The sequence below is a fragment of the Spirosoma pollinicola genome, assembly GCF_002831565.1.
Taxonomy (GTDB): Bacteria; Bacteroidota; Bacteroidia; order Cytophagales; family Spirosomataceae; genus Spirosoma; species Spirosoma pollinicola.
In genome coordinates this window covers 7,515,591-7,535,184 of sequence record NZ_CP025096.1, presented here as the reverse complement: position 1 = coordinate 7,535,184, position 19,594 = coordinate 7,515,591, and the positions used below count along the sequence as shown (strand labels likewise).

At 40.4% G+C, this 19,594-nt stretch carries 13 protein-coding genes and 1 pseudogene; 3 read left to right on the top strand and 11 right to left on the bottom strand.

The window, feature by feature from the left end; all coding sequences use genetic code 11:
* Positions 1-5: 5 nt before the first annotated feature.
* Positions 6-494 carry a hypothetical protein gene (locus CWM47_RS31720; protein WP_100992567.1) on the bottom strand — a complete coding sequence of 163 codons (489 nt, stop codon included), beginning with the start codon at positions 492-494 and terminating at the stop codon, positions 6-8.
* A gap of 163 nt (positions 495-657) precedes the next feature.
* Complete coding sequence (locus CWM47_RS31715) at positions 658-1,785, bottom strand: replication initiation protein (protein WP_100992566.1); 1,128 nt, start codon at positions 1,783-1,785, stop codon at positions 658-660.
* Positions 1,786-2,993: 1,208 nt separating this feature from the next.
* Between CWM47_RS31715 and CWM47_RS31710 the strand changes: the two genes are divergently transcribed.
* The 3 genes and pseudogenes from CWM47_RS31710 to CWM47_RS31700 all read left to right on the top strand — a co-directional run.
* On the top strand, positions 2,994-3,185 hold the full coding sequence (locus tag CWM47_RS31710; protein ID WP_100992565.1) for a hypothetical protein: 192 nt from the start codon (positions 2,994-2,996) through the stop codon (positions 3,183-3,185).
* A gap of 145 nt (positions 3,186-3,330) precedes the next feature.
* A complete protein-coding gene (locus tag CWM47_RS31705; RefSeq protein ID WP_206170560.1) occupies positions 3,331-4,233 on the top strand; it encodes a hypothetical protein in 903 nt (300 codons plus the stop codon).
* Positions 4,234-4,965: 732 nt separating this feature from the next.
* Positions 4,966-5,238: pseudogene (locus tag CWM47_RS31700) on the top strand (IS1 family transposase); the annotation flags it as partial.
* A 202-nt stretch (positions 5,239-5,440) separates the two neighbouring features.
* Here the strand turns inward: CWM47_RS31700 and CWM47_RS31695 are convergent.
* From CWM47_RS31695 to CWM47_RS31655, 9 genes are all read right to left on the bottom strand, one after another.
* On the bottom strand, positions 5,441-6,043 hold the full coding sequence (locus tag CWM47_RS31695; protein ID WP_100992563.1) for an OmpA family protein: 603 nt from the start codon (positions 6,041-6,043) through the stop codon (positions 5,441-5,443).
* 1 nt (position 6,044) lies between these two features.
* On the bottom strand, positions 6,045-7,916 hold the full coding sequence (locus CWM47_RS31690; protein ID WP_100992562.1) for a hypothetical protein: 1,872 nt from the start codon (positions 7,914-7,916) through the stop codon (positions 6,045-6,047).
* Positions 7,917-7,937: 21 nt separating this feature from the next.
* The gene (locus tag CWM47_RS31685) at positions 7,938-9,665 is read right to left on the bottom strand and encodes a MotA/TolQ/ExbB proton channel family protein (RefSeq protein WP_100992561.1); all 1,728 of its coding nucleotides are present in this window, start codon (positions 9,663-9,665) and stop codon (positions 7,938-7,940) included.
* A gap of 28 nt (positions 9,666-9,693) precedes the next feature.
* Positions 9,694-10,917 (bottom strand): bZIP transcription factor, encoded by a 1,224-nt coding sequence (locus CWM47_RS31680; protein WP_100992560.1) that lies wholly within the window; start codon positions 10,915-10,917, stop codon positions 9,694-9,696.
* A gap of 11 nt (positions 10,918-10,928) precedes the next feature.
* Positions 10,929-14,459: an acetate and sugar kinases/Hsc70/actin family protein gene (locus tag CWM47_RS31675; RefSeq protein WP_100992559.1), complete on the bottom strand. Its 3,531-nt coding sequence runs from the start codon at positions 14,457-14,459 to the stop codon at positions 10,929-10,931.
* Positions 14,460-14,461: 2 nt separating this feature from the next.
* Entirely contained in the window at positions 14,462-16,000 is a 1,539-nt protein-coding gene (locus CWM47_RS31670; protein ID WP_100992558.1) for a hypothetical protein, read from the bottom strand.
* A 98-nt stretch (positions 16,001-16,098) separates the two neighbouring features.
* Positions 16,099-16,518: a hypothetical protein gene (locus CWM47_RS31665; RefSeq protein WP_100992557.1), complete on the bottom strand. Its 420-nt coding sequence runs from the start codon at positions 16,516-16,518 to the stop codon at positions 16,099-16,101.
* A gap of 12 nt (positions 16,519-16,530) precedes the next feature.
* Positions 16,531-17,856 (bottom strand): hypothetical protein, encoded by a 1,326-nt coding sequence (locus tag CWM47_RS31660; protein ID WP_157816102.1) that lies wholly within the window; start codon positions 17,854-17,856, stop codon positions 16,531-16,533.
* A gap of 398 nt (positions 17,857-18,254) precedes the next feature.
* Complete coding sequence (locus CWM47_RS31655; RefSeq protein ID WP_100992555.1) at positions 18,255-18,596, bottom strand: hypothetical protein; 342 nt, start codon at positions 18,594-18,596, stop codon at positions 18,255-18,257.
* Positions 18,597-19,594 lie beyond the last annotated feature (998 nt).

The following is a 19,594-nucleotide window of genomic DNA, read 5'->3' as shown; positions in this document are numbered from 1 at the left end:
GTTATTTATTGGTTGGGGGATACGCGGGCAAATAAAGCAGGCCGTAAACAGGTTAACGCCCAGGCAAGCACCAAAACATAGCGTTCATGTTGATTCAGATCAGCGTTAGAACTATCACTCACTGATAACATCAGCCACATCAACATGACCCCACTGATCAACAACGGTCCATAGCTACTCGGCAGGTAATTAATCATAATCGATAAGCGCGTCAGTACCAGCCAGGCTACCCAGAAATTAGCGCATACCATTGCATAAAGTGCGCTAGTATATAGAGCAGCTCCTAGTAGATTGTCCGGCAGTACATTGGCTACCAGGTACATAATTCCCCAGGCGGTCGCTAAGAGGATTACCATCAGACAGGCGGCTAAAAAAGAAACAATCCGCTTCCTGGCCACTTCGGGAAATTCATAATAGCGGTCAGATTGACTTAAAGTGGAGGTAACAAATTGACAGAGCTGTTTGAATAGAAAGGTTTCTTCAGAGGGCTTCATAATAAATGAAAATAGATGCGTTTGACTAAATTAAGTAAATAACGACGTTCGCCAAATTGCCTCTTTAAAATTAATCAAACAGTTCATGCTTAGTTAGTCACATCCTCCTGGCGGCCCGTCAATGTATGTAGAAAATAACTTTGAATTAGCGTTAGGTGTACCATTATTTGATCCTTCCTGTAGGTTGAGCGTCGTAGACGAAATCTTTGGATTTTTTACCTTTATCCTTAAAATGAAAGACCGCTTCCGCCATATAAGCATCTGGATTGTTAACGTTCCCTGTCTGCACATATAAATTAGCCCGAAGAAAGGACATCAATTTTTCCCCGCCAGCGAGAATCTGATTCTTCTGATCCTGCGTCAAACTGGAATAGTAAGAAAGTTCACGGGCAACGTATTCCGCAGCGGCCGTGGGTTCCATTCCCAGAATAACGTCAAGTTGCTGCGCAATATCTTCTTTGCTAACAACTTCTTCCGGCTCGGTTAACGTTGATGTGTAGCTGATTGAAAATTCCAGGCCAATAATGGCTCGACCCTGCAATTTTGTTTTCACCTTAACTTTGTAGTCCGTCATTGCATTGATTTGCGCTAGAGCAGGATCAATTACGTTCTGACGAAGATGGGCGAAGTTCTTGTATTTGTCCTCTGCGCGAACAATCCTACGGAATTCATCAATGCTTATTCGCCAAACTTTTGTTTTACGGAATCGAGCGATATACGGATAAATAACCTGGGCATAGTCTGATGTTAACGCGAGTGCCAGTTCAAGTTGGTAGGTGGAAAAACCACGGCTTAAATCTAGAAATAGCGGGATTACCTTATGGTACATGGTTAGCATAATCGTCCCCTTATTGCGTTGATACTCCGTTTCCGGAAAAATTACAACGCTTTTGTAGGTTTGATTATCATGATCAGTCCAGCTTATGTCCCGCATACGTATTTTATCAACCAGCGCTTTGATTGAGGCGTTTGTGTGACCATTGATGATTTCTGAATAATGAAACTGAAAACGTAACTCCGTCCAAGGCTGGATTTGCTCACGCTCGATTTTTTGAAGATTTTTCAGCTCACGCAGTACCAGAATATAAAGCCTACGTTCCAGCAGTGAGAAATTTTTGGTAATTTCCAGTAATAATAACGGCTCCCGTACTAGAGTATTGGAGGAGTGTGGTACAGTTGCCGGAGTAGGTTTACCGGGCTTAGGGTAAGAAGAAACTGTAGTTGAAACAAAGTCTAAAGTTAACTGAGTACCACGCTCCTGAACTGCCGGGTCCTGTGAAATCTTAGCCATCTACTTAACGCTGTGTAACTTGACTTTATTAATTGGAACAAATCTACTGAAAATTGTAAGGCAACCCAAAAAAAGTACTTACAATAATAACGTTGTTTGTTAAATGATATATAAATAACAATTCACACTCTTCGTATAGAATAACGGTTAAAGGCTCAGCAATGTGAAATACGTCTTACCATGCATAAAAGCCTGATTAGCTATATTTTGAATGACTATAATTTCTTACAATAGAATTTGAAAACGTCTTTATTTTACTGTATATCAAACTATTAAACATTTTTTTTTAGAAATTTCATTTAATTATCGCGTTACATCGCTTCATTTCGCTTGTCTTTTCACTGAAATCGCTGAATTTTTACGCATTTAAAGCGACTATAATTCCTTACAATAGATTACTATACGACCTTACAATAGAGCCATAATCATTTGATAAACAGACGATTGATTAATGCCTAAAGGGAAACTGATGTTTTATAATTTGTAAATCAGAGGCGGCTATATGGACTCGGCTAACTCGGAAAGTTCTTACCAAACTATGACTATAATTCCTTACAGTAAGGGTAGTATATATCTGATAATTAAATAGTTAGGGTATATTATGGAAGTAAATACATTGTCATCGTTGCAAAGTAACGCTACAATAAGGTACTAAAAATAACCGATTTTGAATACTAAACTTCTTAAAATCAAACAGTTACCATAATTAAATTGATTGATTCATTACCTATACTTGACCTGTCCAGCACCAATTGAAAATTGCATTTTATTAATTTTCACACGACTACAATTCCTTACAGTAGGATACTATAATCCCTTACAGTAGAGCCAATTTGTGACTATAATCCCTTACTTTCAAAACTATAATTCCTTACAAACCAACTATAATCCCTTACCGAATCACTACAATTCCTTACAATAGCACAGTTATCCACACTGTAAATACTTGATTAGCAGGCTTTAGCAAGGCCAATTTGGAACCTATTATTATCATATCTAAATCATTATTTAAAAGATTTTTATTATTTTCTTTCCTCTATTATAAAAGATCAAAAGGTCAATAGGGTGAAAAAACTAAAAAAGGACTTTTGATTGGAGACAAAAAAATAATAAAGTTCAACCGAAGGTTAGCAAACAAATATTAAGTTTCGTTTGAAACGAAACTTAATATAGAGATATTTGTCTTAGGAAAATGCTTTTGACCCTTAATGGAATCAGTAGACAATTCAAGCATCGAGCCAGATAAGCAGCAATTAGAGGAGCAGCGACGACTCGAATCAGCCAATGACTTCTTGGAAATTTGTGATCGGCTCAATAACGGTTATGAAAGCGGCTTATATTGGGAGGATGTACAACGCGCCTTACGTATTGCAGCTGGATTAGAGAAGTGGCCGGAATAATTCATCCGTAAAAGCCCATTTGGATTTTTTCAGCTCCTCTACTAAATAAATAAGTAATTAGGCCGTAGCTAAACAGACAGTCCGGGCCTGCAACGGCGCGATCCGTGACGTTGCAGGCAAAATTTCGATAATTGGTATGCCACAGGTGAAAAGAAAACAATATGACGCGGCCTATTACGCGCTCATGCTTGAGGATCTAACCCAAGTCATGAATCAGGTTCCCAAATTACGGGCGGACCGGGATAGCTGGGACATTGAGGGCGACTGGGCCGATACCGGAACCATTCATTTTGTAGATGCAGCCTACCAGCCGTATTTCACCCGCTTTACGGATTTTGATTGCCGTTCCATCAAAATCGTCAATTTCGGCCGTCCCGCCGTCCGTATGAGCTTCTTTAAGGAGCATAAATTCTGGGTGCTTAAAGATAAAGACCTACCCAGAGATGAGAAAATTGCCCGGATCCAGTTATACCTCAATGATCTGGGTTCCAAAGAAGATCGGATGCTGAGCAAGCTTCATAAACTGTCAGGATCGGAGCTGACCCAGGCCAAAGCTAATATCGCGCTCTGGCAATCGGAACAAACAGCCTGGAAGGAATTAATGGCTCAGGTTGATACGATTGAAATGGCCATCTCTAATTATGAAAGAGTTCATAAGTATGTTACGCTCAACTACAAGTTTATCTTAAATGAGGAGGGGGATTTTGCCAATGAGCAGGAACACATGCTCAATCCGCAGAAAGATAGAACCGGTACTATCAATCAACCACGGTATAACATCATTTTTGTTGACACGGATCATATTAGGCGGAATCATCCGTATCAAAGCAAACAAATCGATAAGTACTTGGGTAGATTCGGGCTCAAATCACAGGCCGGTCTATACACTCTTTATGCTCGATTAAGGCCTGAAGGAGATAGTACAGCGTCGTTCGAAGCATCGACATCGACCTTAAATGGTCAGCCCAATATTGAACCGCTGAGCGCGGTTTCCCGGAGAAGGTCAAAGCCAAAGCCTACACCATTATTTGATCAATCAGTCGAATAATAATAGTAATTTGAAATTAACCCACTTGCCGATGACAAGTATGGGCATAACCAAACAGAGAGGGCAAATTTCCGACCGCCACGGCGGACCGTTTATCGTAATTATAGCCGTCGCAGGAATAAGGCCTATATGGAGATTTTGGAATATATGTATCCAATAACAGTCGAATACCTACTTTCTGTCAGGTGCCGCCCGGACTACTCTCACCATGTAGATTTATCGAAGTAGTTCTTCGGTGAAGTGTTCAATTCGTTTCGGCTGAGCGAACTTGTCCGCATTGTACGCTTCTGAGTTACCATGTGGTATGGATAAGCTCGTCCACTTCTCGTTGCAAACCATTTTGCCGACATGATAATGAAATGAATTTAATACGTTAGACCCTTATTGCCTCCTTCTAAAGAAGCGTTTTCGTGAACGAATCAAGTAAAATTATAACTTGTATTTATTCTAGAAGAAGACGATAAATTTCAGTAGAAATTTGAGACCTCGAAAATGGTACATTTCGACTATGATTGCTCATAGCTTCCCGATCTTAGCCACTACCCTAAACAATAAATTAAACGTAGATAGATTACGCTTTACTGACACTAACCTCAAGCTGTAGCTAATTAATCTGCAATGATTAACCAGCTAAAGCTTGGTCAGGGTTGCCCTTACTTTTTCCTGCCAAAGGCGAGAAACAGGCCAACCACCAGCACCACCAGCACTAGCTAGCTAGCCAACCAAACATTTCGTCACTTATTACATCTATTGGAGGAGGCCAAAATTGAGGTAATCAGATGGATAACGGACTCCTGGTGGGCTTACTTTGATTGCTTAGATCAACGCTTACGCTTAGTTCGAAAAGCCTCTTTACAAGGTCTTGAACGGAAGCATTTAACCCTCCGAACGCGCTTAAAACGGTTAACACGCAGAACCATTTGCTATTCGAAATCAATCGTGGTTCACGACACAGCAATTGGTCTGTTTATCAATCAATTTTTCTTTGCCGATCAACGCAATTAAGCCACTACCGACTTGTCACACTTATTTAAACAGTTAGCCAATCCGTCCAAGACCTATTTGGACTTGTTCGTTCAAGGTATGGAAGTTAGGCACTAGAAGGTTTATATTTAGTAACCTGTGACTTACAGTTGATAAATGGATTACTCTCCCATTTATACATCGAAGACTTCAGAACAAGCTGACAAAAAAGCATTAACATATGTTACTCGATTTCGCCAATTTTGGGTATGATTTGAATTAGAATTCTTTGATTTTTTGTTTCATTAATTTCTCTACCGACACCCCCGATACCACTACCTGCCACTATTACTTCACAAATAGTAGGGTCAAGCCGAATGTTTTGCTGAATCCAGAACGTTCGCAATGCTAGTGCTCGCTGATAGCTTAGCTGATTATTATATAGATACTGATCATTAGAGGCCATACCTTCAATTGCAATCAGGTATTTTATTTTTTCATTGCTATATTTAACTTTTAGCGTATCGACTAACTGTCGAATACTTCTTCCCACTGTAATTAGATAGGCATAATCTGATACTGGAATATCAGCTTTACCTCGTGGAAATTGAATTTGTCGGTTAAGCGTAAATCGTTTATATTCGGGTTGGTATTGAAAATATTTTCTGGGCAATTGTTGCGTTGCATTCTGTATTTCTTTTATTTTTTGTAGTTGTTCCTCAGTGGCTTTCTGTTGATACTTTAGGATAGCAACTGTTAGTACATAAAGTGCTAGCATGACAAAAAATAAACTTGTCATCAGGTCTGTATAACTAGTCCAGAAAAAACTGGCTTCTTTAACTTTCATATTAAATTATAACATTATTTTGAGTGGAAATATTATTTATATAATTTATTGTGTTTGCGTAAATATGAACGGAAAAAAAAGATAAATATATAAATGGAAATAAAGATGAAATAGATAATGCTAACGATTCATCTGTTTTTGGAATAGCTAAAATAGTTGGAAGGTATGAAATGCAAAATATAATAATTGGAAATGCTATAAGAATTATTCCAAATAAAGAGCTAACTGATTTAGGATATCTTACGGGAAATCTATAGATTAATAACCCTATTATGGAAATTAGCAGGGTAATAGACATATATAATAAAGTATATAAAAATATTAAACATAAAGAAGCCGTTGTGGTCAGTCTTTCTCTAAAAACAAGTGGAGCTGTTATTCTAGTTTTATCACTAGGAAAGTACATATCTAAATAATAATTTTCTTGGTTTGACTCACTACGAAAATTAAGATTGATGCTACCCTTAGCTAAGTTTATTTTTTCAATATTATCTACTTTAATTTTAATATCATTTACCTCTACTTCTGCTAAATCTTCTTTCCCATCAAAAGTTTTTAGCGCCACAATTATTTCTCCATAAAAGGGGGTATTTTCTTTTGTGATTTCAATTTTCGACATGGACTCGTTTAGATAATATGCAGAAGCGAAGGGAAAGTAAACACTTATTTCTGACTCTTGTCCTATTGGTTTATTAGGCTGGATAATTTGGCTATTTATAAAGTCTTTCGGGTACTCCGAAGCTATAATGTTAGATGTGTTTATCTCTGTGTAGAGTAAACCACGATGGAAATTTTGTTTGAAGTTATTTGCCACTTGAGATGCAATAATATCAGCCTTTGTTGAGTCCCAGCCGTATGGCAATCTATGTGGATTAAAAGGTAATCTAAATAGATTTATTTGCTCAACATTTTTGCTACTTAACGCATACAAGCTTTTTTTTAGTCCTTGTAAGTTATTTTCTTTTTCGTGGCATAAATCACCAATTAAAGATATAGATAAGGAATCTATATCTTTGTTAAAGTCATGGCAACCATAATCGCATATATCCTGTACTAATTCAACATAATCTGTTGGGTAAGAATGAACTCTATACAAAGATGGGTATTTGTAATTTTGTTGGGAATTAATTTTATAATTCAATGAATTTTTCTCACCTATACTTTGTGTTTTATAAAGTTGTATAAAATTTCCAACATTTTCGGAAGAGGCTATTTTGTAATCACTTAAATAGTCTATGGGCTGGTTGGGATCATTTCCGGTATATAGGCCAACTCTAAATTTAGCATTTGGATTAGAGTGAGCAATCTCATTTATAGATTGAATAAGTAATAAGTCAGCTAAATCATTTAAGCTATTTATGTATTCTCTATAGGTAGCATTTTCGCGGGATAATCCATTTTGTAAATTTTTTTTAACAGATTGAGCTAATTTTTTCATAAAAACAGTTTCCTCAGTCGAGCCTGTTTTATCAACAATATATAGATAGTTATTAAACCTATTCTTTTTAGACATACTAATGTCAAATGTATTGATTTGTATAATAGAACTCTCCGGCACGAGTTGCTCGACAGGAAATCTAAAAATATGACCTAAGTTAAACCAATTATATCCGTTTCTTTTAGATCCATCTTTTGTTTTAGCAATATTATAATGATCGTGTGATGTGAATACTTCTGCGTGAAAGCTAATAACAAATCCTATCATCAGAAGGCATGATGCTGTTAGACCAATTAATAATTTAACATGTTGTATTTCATCAATAGCATTGCTAATTAAACTAAATGCTTTTTTATTTAATGTTATAACACATAGAATGGCCACTATTGCGCCCTGAAGCCAAATCAATAAATCACTTTCGTACAATATTTTCATGTCTTTACTGATAAATGATACTTATGATTTATCTTTTTTTTCGAAAAGCCAGCTTGATAAACGTTTGAAAATTTTTCCCTGCTGTTGATCTGTTAGTATGAGCATTAATATTTCATTTGTTTCCGTTGATTTTTTAGCTACGTTTTGCATTGTTGTAGCTAAACTGCGTTGTGCTGTTGTATTTTCTTTGATAAAGTCATTTAAACTGGCTTGTAAAGGCTCGAGTAGTCGCAGCTTGCTCAATGCAGTCTGATTTTCGCGCATGGCCTGTTGCAACCAAGCATCTTCTTCAATCTTGATCTCACCAACAGCTTGAATTCGAGCATGAATATTTTTTTCCAATCCTTCTATTTCGCGCGAGATCACATTGTCAAGTTTCGTAACGGTATTTGTGATGAGACTACCCCGACTTTCTAATTCTTGGAAATGACCATTTAGGTAAAACTGAAGTTCTTTTGTGTAATCCAGAACCTGACCAATCTTATCAGTTAACCCCACTACGTCCTGTGAACGCTCGACCAAGGCACGAGCATTGAGCACAAACGTATCAACATTTTTAAGTCCAAATGCCAGCCGTTCAAGGGCATCCATGCTTTGCTTTAATTCGCCTAGCACCTTAATATTGAAATTAGCTACCTTCGACACGTCGATTTTTTGGAGTGTATCCAAAGCACTTTGCTGTGCCCGCATCGAATCGTAATTTTTTTGAACCAAACCATCTAATTGCTGTATACTTTCTGAAAACTGGGCGCTAAAACGGTCTAAATTCCGGTTTAAACTGTTCACACCCGCATTGACACTATCAGACAAAACAGGTAGAAGTTCTGTTTGCAGAAAAGTGAATAGATCATTTTTATTACCTTCCGTATATATTTTTGATCCACGAAAGAGTATGCCATTTGTGAAAATGGTCAGAATTAGCCCTACGGCACTGGCAATCATGGCGATTTTAACTCCACCCAGTAGGTTGGCAATACCATTACCTTGAATAAAGCTTTCTGAACCTATATCGGGCAGACTGAATAGCCCGATGATGATTCCGAGCATTGTACCAACTAGTCCTAGGTAAACTGGAATGGGCGTTGTAACCGCAATCTCTTCCTCAACTGTATCAAGATTTCGCTGAATAATATCGCGCAGTAAATTAAAGTCGGCAACTGCACCTTTATTACTAATTAGATAAGTATTGATTGCTCGCCGAATTTTGGTCAATATTGGGCTCTCTTCGTCTGTAGCTATAGTAAGTAGTGTCAGTGTAGTTTTACCGTTGATGGGTACAGAAGCTAAAGTTCCTTCATTGCCAAATTCTTCCTGCACTTGTTCATCAGCCTCATCGAAAGTCATACCCTGGCCTATATACTCCTGAAGTCGGGTATACCGTAATGCTTCAAGATCAGGGGCTGAGGCTTGTGCGCGCTTGGTGTAATTAGTTAGATTGTCTAATAGTTGTTGAGGAGGAACGTCTTTTAAATCACTGCGGAAAACCGTAGCATTAGTAAGCGAAAATTGTTTGTAATCAGGCAGACTTTTTTTGAAACTTCGGATTGTGCCTCGTGTTTGATTAAAGAACCAAAGCTGAAGCAAAATGACAATTGCTACCAGTCCGTATTCGAGCAGTTCAACGAAGGAGCCTGAAACTTGAGTCAATGGAGCCTGACTTATCTCACTAATAGCTGACGACTCACCGCTGGCCGGAACCTGTAAAAGCAGACTGCCGGTACTAAGTAGCGTGTTTAAAAAATCATTCATAAAGGAAGTGGTGGATATGGGCAAAAAATCAGAAAAATTTAATACGTGCTTTTTCGATCACTTTCCAAACATTGCCTTGCCGTGTAGCTTTGCCAGGCTGGACGGTGTCAATTCGGGTTGCTTTTGAGTCTAAGCCGGTGTACTCACAGGCGGGTTGCAGATACGTATCCGGGTAAGAGAGGGCACCGCTAACGGTTCCCGATGTGCTTTCAAATCGAAACTGAGCCTGATTCTCGTTGTTATTGACCAACTCGAACCGGTAAAGCGAACTAGTCGGATCGAACTGAGCTTTGCGATGATCGAGAAAGGTGCATAAGCCGTCGGCCGTGGGCGTGGGAGTGGACAGGAAAAAAGCTTTAGCTATTGGTGGTTCAGGCGTGGGCGGAACAGGTGGAGGGGAAATAGCTAGTTCGGCTGAAGCAACAGGAGTTTCTCGTGTTGCCAACATATCTGTTTCAACCTGGCGCTCCAATTTGTTAAGATCTCGTAACAACTCGTCATTTGTCTGTTGAAGTTTCTGATTTTCGGCGGTCAGACGGGCTATCTTCTCTTTACTGGTTTTATCAAATTGACGCTGTAAATCGTCTCGTATGGAACGCTCCTGATCTTTTGAATTAGCCTTGAATTGTCTTCCCTGATCTTTAATTGTAGAATTTAACCACAGAGCCAATCCAATTAAAGCCAATACAATAATACCCAATGCTATACTTATCCCACGCCATACTATAACTTCTTGAGCAACTTTGTCGAATTTGTCTTCTATCTCTTTGGCCTTCTTTTCCGCAGCAATAGTGCTACCGTTTGTACTACTACCATCATTCTTCGGAGTCCCCTCCGTCCCATTTCCTGATAGAGATGTAGAGGAAGTTTTCTGTACACTTGAATCTACTTTTTTAGGAATTGTATCGCCACTTTTACCAGGCTTGTTTGCTTTTGCCGCTCCAGCGATTGCTATCAAGAAACTTTTCACATCAGCATTTCTATGTCCTTTGAAAACTTCATCGGCTGTTGTTAAAAGTTGTTGAAGATCGGTAAAACTAATACATTCCTTTTTGCCCCCCTGATCTTGGAAAAATGGACTAATATTGTTGACTGGCAGAGTTTTGTATTTTTTCGCCAGTTTGCCAAAATCAGTACCCCAATCGTATAAGCCTTCTTTTCTTATTGGAATACTATTCGCTGGATCGCATTTAGCCCAAACTACACCAGCCGAAAGGCCAATGAGGAGTCCGCATATTAAAAAGATTCTCATGGTCGGTTGGATTAGTTAGCCAATTCGGATGCTAGTGTGTTAAGACCTTTTATGAGGGGATAAAAAAACAGAGTTTCCTCGATAGGGTCCGTTACGTCCGACTTGGATTTTTTGTCTTTGAATCCGTTCTTGACCCGTTCGCCCATATCCCGTAACAGCGTCCTTTTATACGTTTCCAAGTCGCCTGTCCGGATGCCGAATTTATCTTTCAGACTGATGTCGTCGTTCACTTTAAAAAGCAATTCAATAAAGGCCCTAACCTCTTCGGCTACGCTGTTGAGCGTGGTATTATCCTCATTTATTTTCTGATAAGTATCTTTTTGCGCCCCCATCCGAACAACGAATTTATCGTCGGTGGTCCCAATCAGTACTGCTTTTATCTTGTCGTTTACTTCATCGTTGGTGCCGTCGTCTTCTCGGTCAAATTTCAAACTGCTACTTAGTTTCAGACCACCTTTACAAGTCGCTTCTTTAGGCTCTTTTTGCTCGACCACAATATCCAGCCCGTCCTCGTGATAGTTCGTTTCGTACACTTTCTCAAATACCCACCGAGCTAACTGAGATAGTAGGGCGGGTTTGGTGCTTAGAATCCTTAGTACTTTGGAGCCATTTCCACTAAAAGCAATGTAACGTGGCATGGGTTGCTGTTTAGCTTTCATGATTCTGGCTACGTGGTAAATCAGAGCCATGTAAAAAATCAGAAATACAACCTTAAACCGCTCGTCTTTAGCTAGCATCTCGTTGAAGTCGATTTGGACGCGCTGCTGTACCTCCTGATTATCTTTGAGGGAGAAGAAAAATGCCACAATATCGACTGAACGCTGCCGGTTTCGAATACTTTCTAGAGCATTGCTTAGATCGGTGAAGTTATTGGCTTTGAGTTTAGAGCGGATATCATCTTCGTACCGGCGCACAAAGCCATTGCTGTCAGCATCACCCTCTTCGGCAAAAGCATCGCCAAAAATAGCATTAGCCGCAAATCGGAATGAGGTAATGAGCGTTGGTTTTTCATCCTCAAAAATCACTACGTCGCTGGTGCCACCGCCAATGTCGATGCTAACCGCCGGATATGTACCCGAACTGACCTTGTTACCAAACCAGTAATAGGGAGCAGTGCTTTCGGGAATACGCTGTGGGTAATTCTGATCAGTGATAGTGGATTGGTACTGCTCATTCCAGAGTGTTTCAAAAAATACCCGCCTGGTTTCTAGCATACTAAGCGGATAAAACCAGACCAATTTTGTTTCGGCCAGATTGCCGCCATTCAGTAGGATTTTGTTGCGAATCATCAGTAATAACGATTCGATATAACCCCGGACCCGTTTTTCCTCATGGTCATCCTGTTTGTAATTCGACCATTTCAAGTCTGTTTCAATATGATACGGCTCCGAAAGGTTCTGTTTCTCGTAGAGTAAAGCCGGATTGAAATCACTGAATGCATACAGATTCTGCGACCAGTTTGGCTGGTTTTCGAGCAGTGCTGTGCGGGTAGGAAACGAAGCTGGCGCGGGGCGACCAACCCTATCGGGCAGCCACTCAATTGGAACTAATTTGTAAAGGCTATCGGCTCCAGAGCCGTTGAATGAGGAATCTTTGCCAACAAAAGCCGGATCGTGAAGCGTAGCGACGGGTGCATCAGCCGCTCCAATCGTGAACGCTTGCGGAGTAGGATTGTTAATTGTCTTATACTCGATATGCGTGTTTGTAGTGCCAAAATCAACGGCAAAAGTGAATTTTTCACTGCCAACACTTTTTCTTACCTTATCGAACCTTGGAACGATAATGCCCCGTTTGCCATTCACTTGGACGACTATATACTCGAAATTTTTGGTAAGTCGGTAGTATTTTGTCGTGGCCGTTTTTCGATCTTCCTGCTGTTTGCGGCTTCTTTCGCGGGGCTGGTCTGGCCCAAGTGCGATGGACGTGTTCTGCCGGTCGATAAAGCGAAGCTGATAATCGTTCCCAACCGTAAAGTAGCTGATGTCCCGGTCAATGACCTGTATGTGATACGTTGGAGTAAAGGCCGAATTTTCGACACGAACAAAAGGCATTAGGTTAACCCCGAACTGGCATTCCATAATGGCTCCTTTGTTCTCTTTTTCAACAGCTAACTGCGGGTTCCCTGATACGTCAAGACCATAATACGTCCGCTCAAATTTAATTGGCAACTCATTGTTCTTCAAGGGAATAGTTAGTGTTACTTTGACGCTATCGGAGCCGAGCCTCTGAAAATCGACGCTCACTTTCCGGCCCTGCCCGGCATACAGATCTTCGACATCGAAAAAATCAAAAAAAGTTTCGGTTAACGGCAACAAATAGCTTTTGGTGATGTCATTGCCCGAAAATCCACCGTCATAAAATTTCTCACTATTGATCGGATACACCAATCGGATAATATACGGTTCCAGAAAATCGCTGACCGTAAGATAGGGGTAATAGTCGGCCTGCCCAGGTAGTTTTCGTTTATTATCTCTCCAGTTGTCTTCAACATAAGGGCTAACTTCTTGGGCCGGATTCCAGAGGTCGCGGGTGTACTGGAGTTTGCCCTGGTAGTTATGTTGCAGGAGCATTGGCTTCTTAGCGGTAGGACCATAAATCCGATCAAACTTGTCGGAATGAAGCACAAAATCACTGTTAGTGAGCAGGCTCTCATTCGCTTTGGCCTTCTTTACGTAGTATTCATCGAGAATTTCAACGCGATAGCCGCCATCCGGGGTAATCAGATCATCGAACAGTTTATTGTAAGCTTCACCGGCCAGCAAATCGGCTTCATTGCCAATTTCCTTCCATGTCGCATTGAACTCCGTTTGAAGCAACGTTAGGCTTTTTCGCAGGTAAGCGGCTACTTCCGGGAAATAATCGGAAAAATTTGGACGACGTAGTAATCCATACCAAAATTTCTGAAAATCCGGGTCGTTACGCCGGTGCAATGGGCAAAAGTTTCGGGTAAAGAGTTTATAATTGCCTAACTGCAGATCGTCAATGAACGATAAGTCTTCGGGCGAACTAAAAAATAGGGTTGACGTCGACGTACCTCCCAACACAACCGACTGCTTTTCTCCGTTGTAGCGCAGAATAAATAGGCTTTTTAGTTTATGGAAATTATAGCCGTTATCGGTTTTGGCCGTGCCACCATCCTGATCCAGAAACAGGTTTAGTGCTTTGCCAAAACGTTTATGACCTTGTGACCTGGAATCAGCCAATTTTTCTAAATCCTCTTCCCTGTTCCAACGAATAATTTCCAACTGATCGCGGAATTTGTCGAAATGAAAAAACAACTGACTTACATCGAAGCATTCCGATACCAAACGTTCGTCGTTGGGTTCACCTCGTAGTTGGGCGTTCTGGCTTAGCCGCAAAAAGGCTGTGCGAACAAGATCGAAGCGAGCGAATGGGCTTGGTATGGAAGTCGGGGGCTGTTTTGTGTTACCGCCTACGCCGTCGGAAATACCTTCAATTTCTCTTTTACCATATTCCGTGCCCCGACTGAACCAGTCTTCGCCGTTCGTTTGATTATGCAGGGTTAGTGGTTTGGTTGGCATGGTTAGTCGTTAAGCGTTGTTGGTAAACTATTGAACAAATCAGGGAATCGGTTTGACAAAAATTTGTCTAAGCCGCGTGTCATTGACCGCAACAGTTTTTCTTCCGCTGAGCCAATCTGTTTGTCTTTTTTGGTGTACGCATTCAATTCTTCGTCCATTGTCAAGAAATCGGTTTTACCACCAATACCCAGAAAACCACTTTTAGGCTTGTAGCCCGCCAGTACCTGTGCTGGGTCGGATATAAGGCCATTGTTGGAATCTGTACCAAACGGTTTAAAACTCCGCCGATTAGTCGCCATCTCACGTAGCCAGTCGCGAAAAGCGGTGTTAAAATCATTCAGATTTACCCGCACAAATTGGCCGGTCATAAAGCTGCTGTCGATTACAGGCGCATCTTTTGTCCAAGTAGCCACGCCAGCTGCCTGACGGAGATTGTTGGTCAGGTACATGCTAAAAAGAGCCATGCGGCTCAGGGGACGGGCAATGGTGGACAGTGTTCCCTGACCGAGATCATTGAAGGTTACTGTTTCAGCGTCATTGTGTAAGCCATATTCGGCATATACCGGCCCAACAGGCCTCCCCATATCATCGGTAACTAATTCATTGTCAGATAAATTGGCAAAATCGACAATGGCTAACGCTGAGGCTAGTTCAATTAAGTGCGCATCGTTTTGCTGCGCTTTGTCACCATCGCCTGGATCGTATTCGTAGTTCTTGGTCAGTTGATCACCAATATAATACAGTTTATTGACCGACTTTCCGACACCTCGTGCGTAGTAGTGCAGAGCCGCTTTGGCCTTGCTATGGAATGTTCCCTGATCGACCCGTTTATCATCGCTGGGTTCAAGCCCGAAATAAGGAAGGGCTGTCAACGCACCGATTCTGGCTTTTTTGAGGTGTTCTGGGTTTTCGACCCGAGTATCGGGATGCTCTTCTGCCGCACCACGAATGTTTTTCAGAATAATCGGGAAACCAGCCGCACCCGTACCGCCAAAAATCGAACTGACAATAAAAATCCGGTCGTTCGGATTAAAGTTGGCCGCAAACTGACGGAATGCTTCTGATTCTTTGAACTGATTCAGTACAACGCTTCCCATATTGGGATTTCCTACGAAACCAATGTCCATATCGGTATCGCGGTTACTGGCTGAAAACAGTAGATCAGCAAGGGCTTTGTTTGCAGCATCGAGATTGCCGTGGTCGATGTAATCGCCGAACTTCTGATTACCCACCCCCTTTAATTCAAAGGTGTAAGCATCCTCAATACGATCTGCATTGGAAATAATGTTGCTGAGTGTTTTAATCTCGGTAGAGAAGAATTCGCCCGGCTTCGGTTTACTGACGTTCCGGATGCGCTGGTACGTTTTTAGCAAATTTTCGGTCCGTTTGAGGTCTTCATTCGCCTTATGCGGATCGACAATGATTGGTACCACAACCGATGTGTTTTTGAGTTCAACACCCGATGCAAGTAACATCGTTAGGGCTTTGACAACTCTCGAACCCGTACCACCGATAGCGAAGATAAATAGTTTAGAAGCCATAATAAGATAAGTGAACAGGCAGTCACTAGTAAGAATTAGCCAAGCATAACAATTGCCTCAGCTAAATGTGAATGAGTTAATCTTAGTTGGTCCGTTGATTAGAATGGTGTTTTGCGAGCGTTTGTACTCCACCATTTAAATGCTGCAGAAAAGAGTAGGAAAAGGAGACCTGCAAAAAAAAACACTTGTAAGGCAAACGTAAAAAATACGGATGATCCCTGATTGAAATAGTACACAGCCGATCCAGGAGTACGTATTATTTGCTGATTAGCCATTGATGTACAGGTTGAGAAATGGATGATGCTAATAAGTAAGCTACTAATTGTCAGTGTAGTAAACCAGTGGCTCAGCTTACTGAAACGTGGACTATTGATCAAATAATAATAGACAATAACACTTAATAGGCTGACACCAAATAAACTCCAAAACAGGGGAAGTACGAGTTCTTGATCTATAAGATCATCTAAGAGAGCTCCATTTGTGAACCAGTCGTAAATGGTGATTGCAATGTCTTCCATTATAGGTGTGGGTTAATCGTTCAAGTGTAAAGAAAGAGAGAATAAATAATTCTTATCGGTGATATGAGCTTCATATGCATGATGAATCCCCGTCATCATTGGCTGTAGACCGAATGTTGTTGTTGCAAAGGTTGTATTGGGATTTACATTTGTGTCATCATCGCTGCTGCTGGATATAATCCATGTAGGGGGAAAAATTCGTTTAAGTCGAATTATAGCTGTACGTTCTCCAGAGGCTGGACTGGACGCTTCAAGAATAATATCATGCGTAGTTCCAGGATTAGTACTTGGCTGAATGGCTTTAATTTTGAAGTTATCTTTAATTGATTCGACTGTATAGTTAGCTGGATTGCGAATAAATACTTCACCATATGCTCCCACTGGCAATTTTACTGCTACAACGATAGTCAGTTTCTCAGTAGATTTATGGGGGGGCTCTACGTTTTTAATTATATGCAGGCCCTTAGAATTATCCCCTTCACGGTCTTTGTCATAAGTCCCTTTAGCACTAGGATGATTTTCAAGAAGGGTATAAAATGGCGTTCGAGCCTGTGTACTACTACTAAATAAATACTGGTTTTCAAAAGACGGATAACTACTAAAATTACGTAATCCGGCGTACTGGTTCTCAGTCAACAACCGATCCATCGTAGCATTTTTAGCAAATAACAATACGTAGAAGGGACGATCTCCCTTATACTGCTTTCCTTTTTGTGGTGAATTATACGGATAATAACGTCCGCTGTAATCCGAATGGAGTTTCAGAACCAGTAACGAACCAGTTTTAGTGTAGTTTTTAAGGGCAATTTGAGCAAGATTTTGAGCCGTTGCCATAATCTTAGCTGCATTCTGTCCTGTAGCTGACTTTTCTGAATAGATCAGATCTGTCGTTAGAATAGCTAACTGGTTTTCCTCTAAGTCATCCGCAATAGTCTGGAAAATCTGCCCAAAATCGGTGTAAGCTGCATTACCCGTTTTATACTGAAATAATGTAGCCGATTTGATTAGATCACTATATGATTTAGGGTAAGGATAGACTTTATCGTTGACAATGAAAATTGATGTTGCCTGTGGGTTATCAAATTGATTTAACAGCTTGGTAATTGTGTTTTTGAAGTTTCCATTGACTGTTGGGCCATCATAGCCAAACATGCTACCGCTATGTTCTAAATATAGTTTTGGTAAAATAGGCTTAGCAATTGCAGTTTTGCTTACCTTATAAACACTGTCAGCTTCATGTCTATCAGTCCGACCTCTCCTCGAACTGCAACTAACAGTGAGTAAGCCACATAGAAGTAAACTTGCTAGAGCAAGAAAGTAAAAACGAAGAGAGGGCATGGATAATGTGGAATAAACGTTTCCAAGTAGCATATTTTCACATACAATGACAATATTGTCTACTTATATTTATTAATTGGTAGGTGTTTGATTACAATTTTATGTATTCGTTTACCTCAGTTTAATAACTATACTTGCCCCATTTTTTAAAGTAAGCGAGTAAAAGAGAAGACTGAAAACTAAGATGAGTGTTGTTTATTCTGTGACGTCACCTAATAGTCAATACTTTATCCTGATTCAGGTTTAATTACTTGCAGTCTCATTCGACATTATACTACTGTTCAGTTGTAACTCTGTAATAATCTGTGTTTAGACGTCCAAAATACACTTTCATCAGCCCACCTCTGAGTAGAAAGGCCAAAACCATTTCCATAGAAATCTTACAATTATAAACTTATTTACATTTCGATCTGAGCAGACCGAAACACGTCCGGCCCAATCCAATATTGACTGCGTTTCTTTTTGGTGATCAGATTCCACCTAGCCAGCTCCAGAACACCTTTATTGACATAACTGCGACGAGTCCCAAGGATTTCCGCTAATTCGTTAAGGGTAGCACAAGCATAGCCATCCGCATTAAGTTTACTAGCCAAGACGATCATGGTCCGTAAGGCGATGGAGCTCTGGCCAAGCAGGCGGCTTAGTTTATGATCAACAGCCGTAAACAGAACCAGGTGTTGAGTTCGTTTGCCAATCCTATATGGATTTTGATTATAATTTGTCAGAACGTTTGCAGCCATTTGGTAAATTGTTAAGATTTATGGTTGTAAATACACTGAATATTTGGCCTATATAAGAACACTGAAATAGCGCTAATTGTCTTACTATCAGCGATTAACACCTACGCCAATAGAATTCCAGAGATTAAGGCCCGAAAACCGCCTTTATGGCTGCCGTTTTACATTAATTTTGATTATTAATCACCTCATTAGCAAGCCAACATGCGCCAAATGGGCCTTTCTAAGATCATTTTGACGGGTTGAAATTATACATTTCTTATTGATACACTATTATCATAAAAACCACATAACCTTATCACGAATTAAAAAACAGTTCACTCTTTATGAGTCAGTAAGGCAGTCAGCCCGTAAAGTTTATTTTACTAGTAGCTTATAGCAGTATTTGCCAGAAAATAGATCTTATCATAGAATAACTTATATCGCCACTTTTAGGCGCAATATTCCTTTCGCAAGTACGCAGCAGCGAAAATCGTACGCAAAAACGTTTACGAAAGAAAAAATGCACTTAAACTTATCGGAAAGGGGCACTGGAAACGGATAAGGAAAACGGTGTTACACAAGCAAGACCAGGGGCTACCGATTTAATCGCCCCCGGGTACTGGCCGTTTTTTTCACTCCCCCGGCTCGTTATTGGATTCGTGTTAAAAGAAATACTTTTTTCTAGTTCAGTTAGAAGCAGTTCCTACACCCGCTTTGCAAAGTGGGCGTCCTTCGTTCTGAATTTGCTTTCTCCTGAAGATCATGGACTTGGCTACGTAAGCGCTCAAACTTGCCTGTTTCGGGTCGTTTCCGTTATCCGAGTGAGTCGTCTTTCCAGTATATTCACCGTTTGTAATTACAAACGGGTAGCTACTATTAACAACAAAAGGCCGCACTGAACTTTGCGTTGAATTCGACCAGTGTTGTTTAGGAAGCATAGGACATAACTAAATTTTACGATTACCTATAGCACATGAGTACGACACCATCCTGTCAACGTAGTGAACACTGATTAAAAA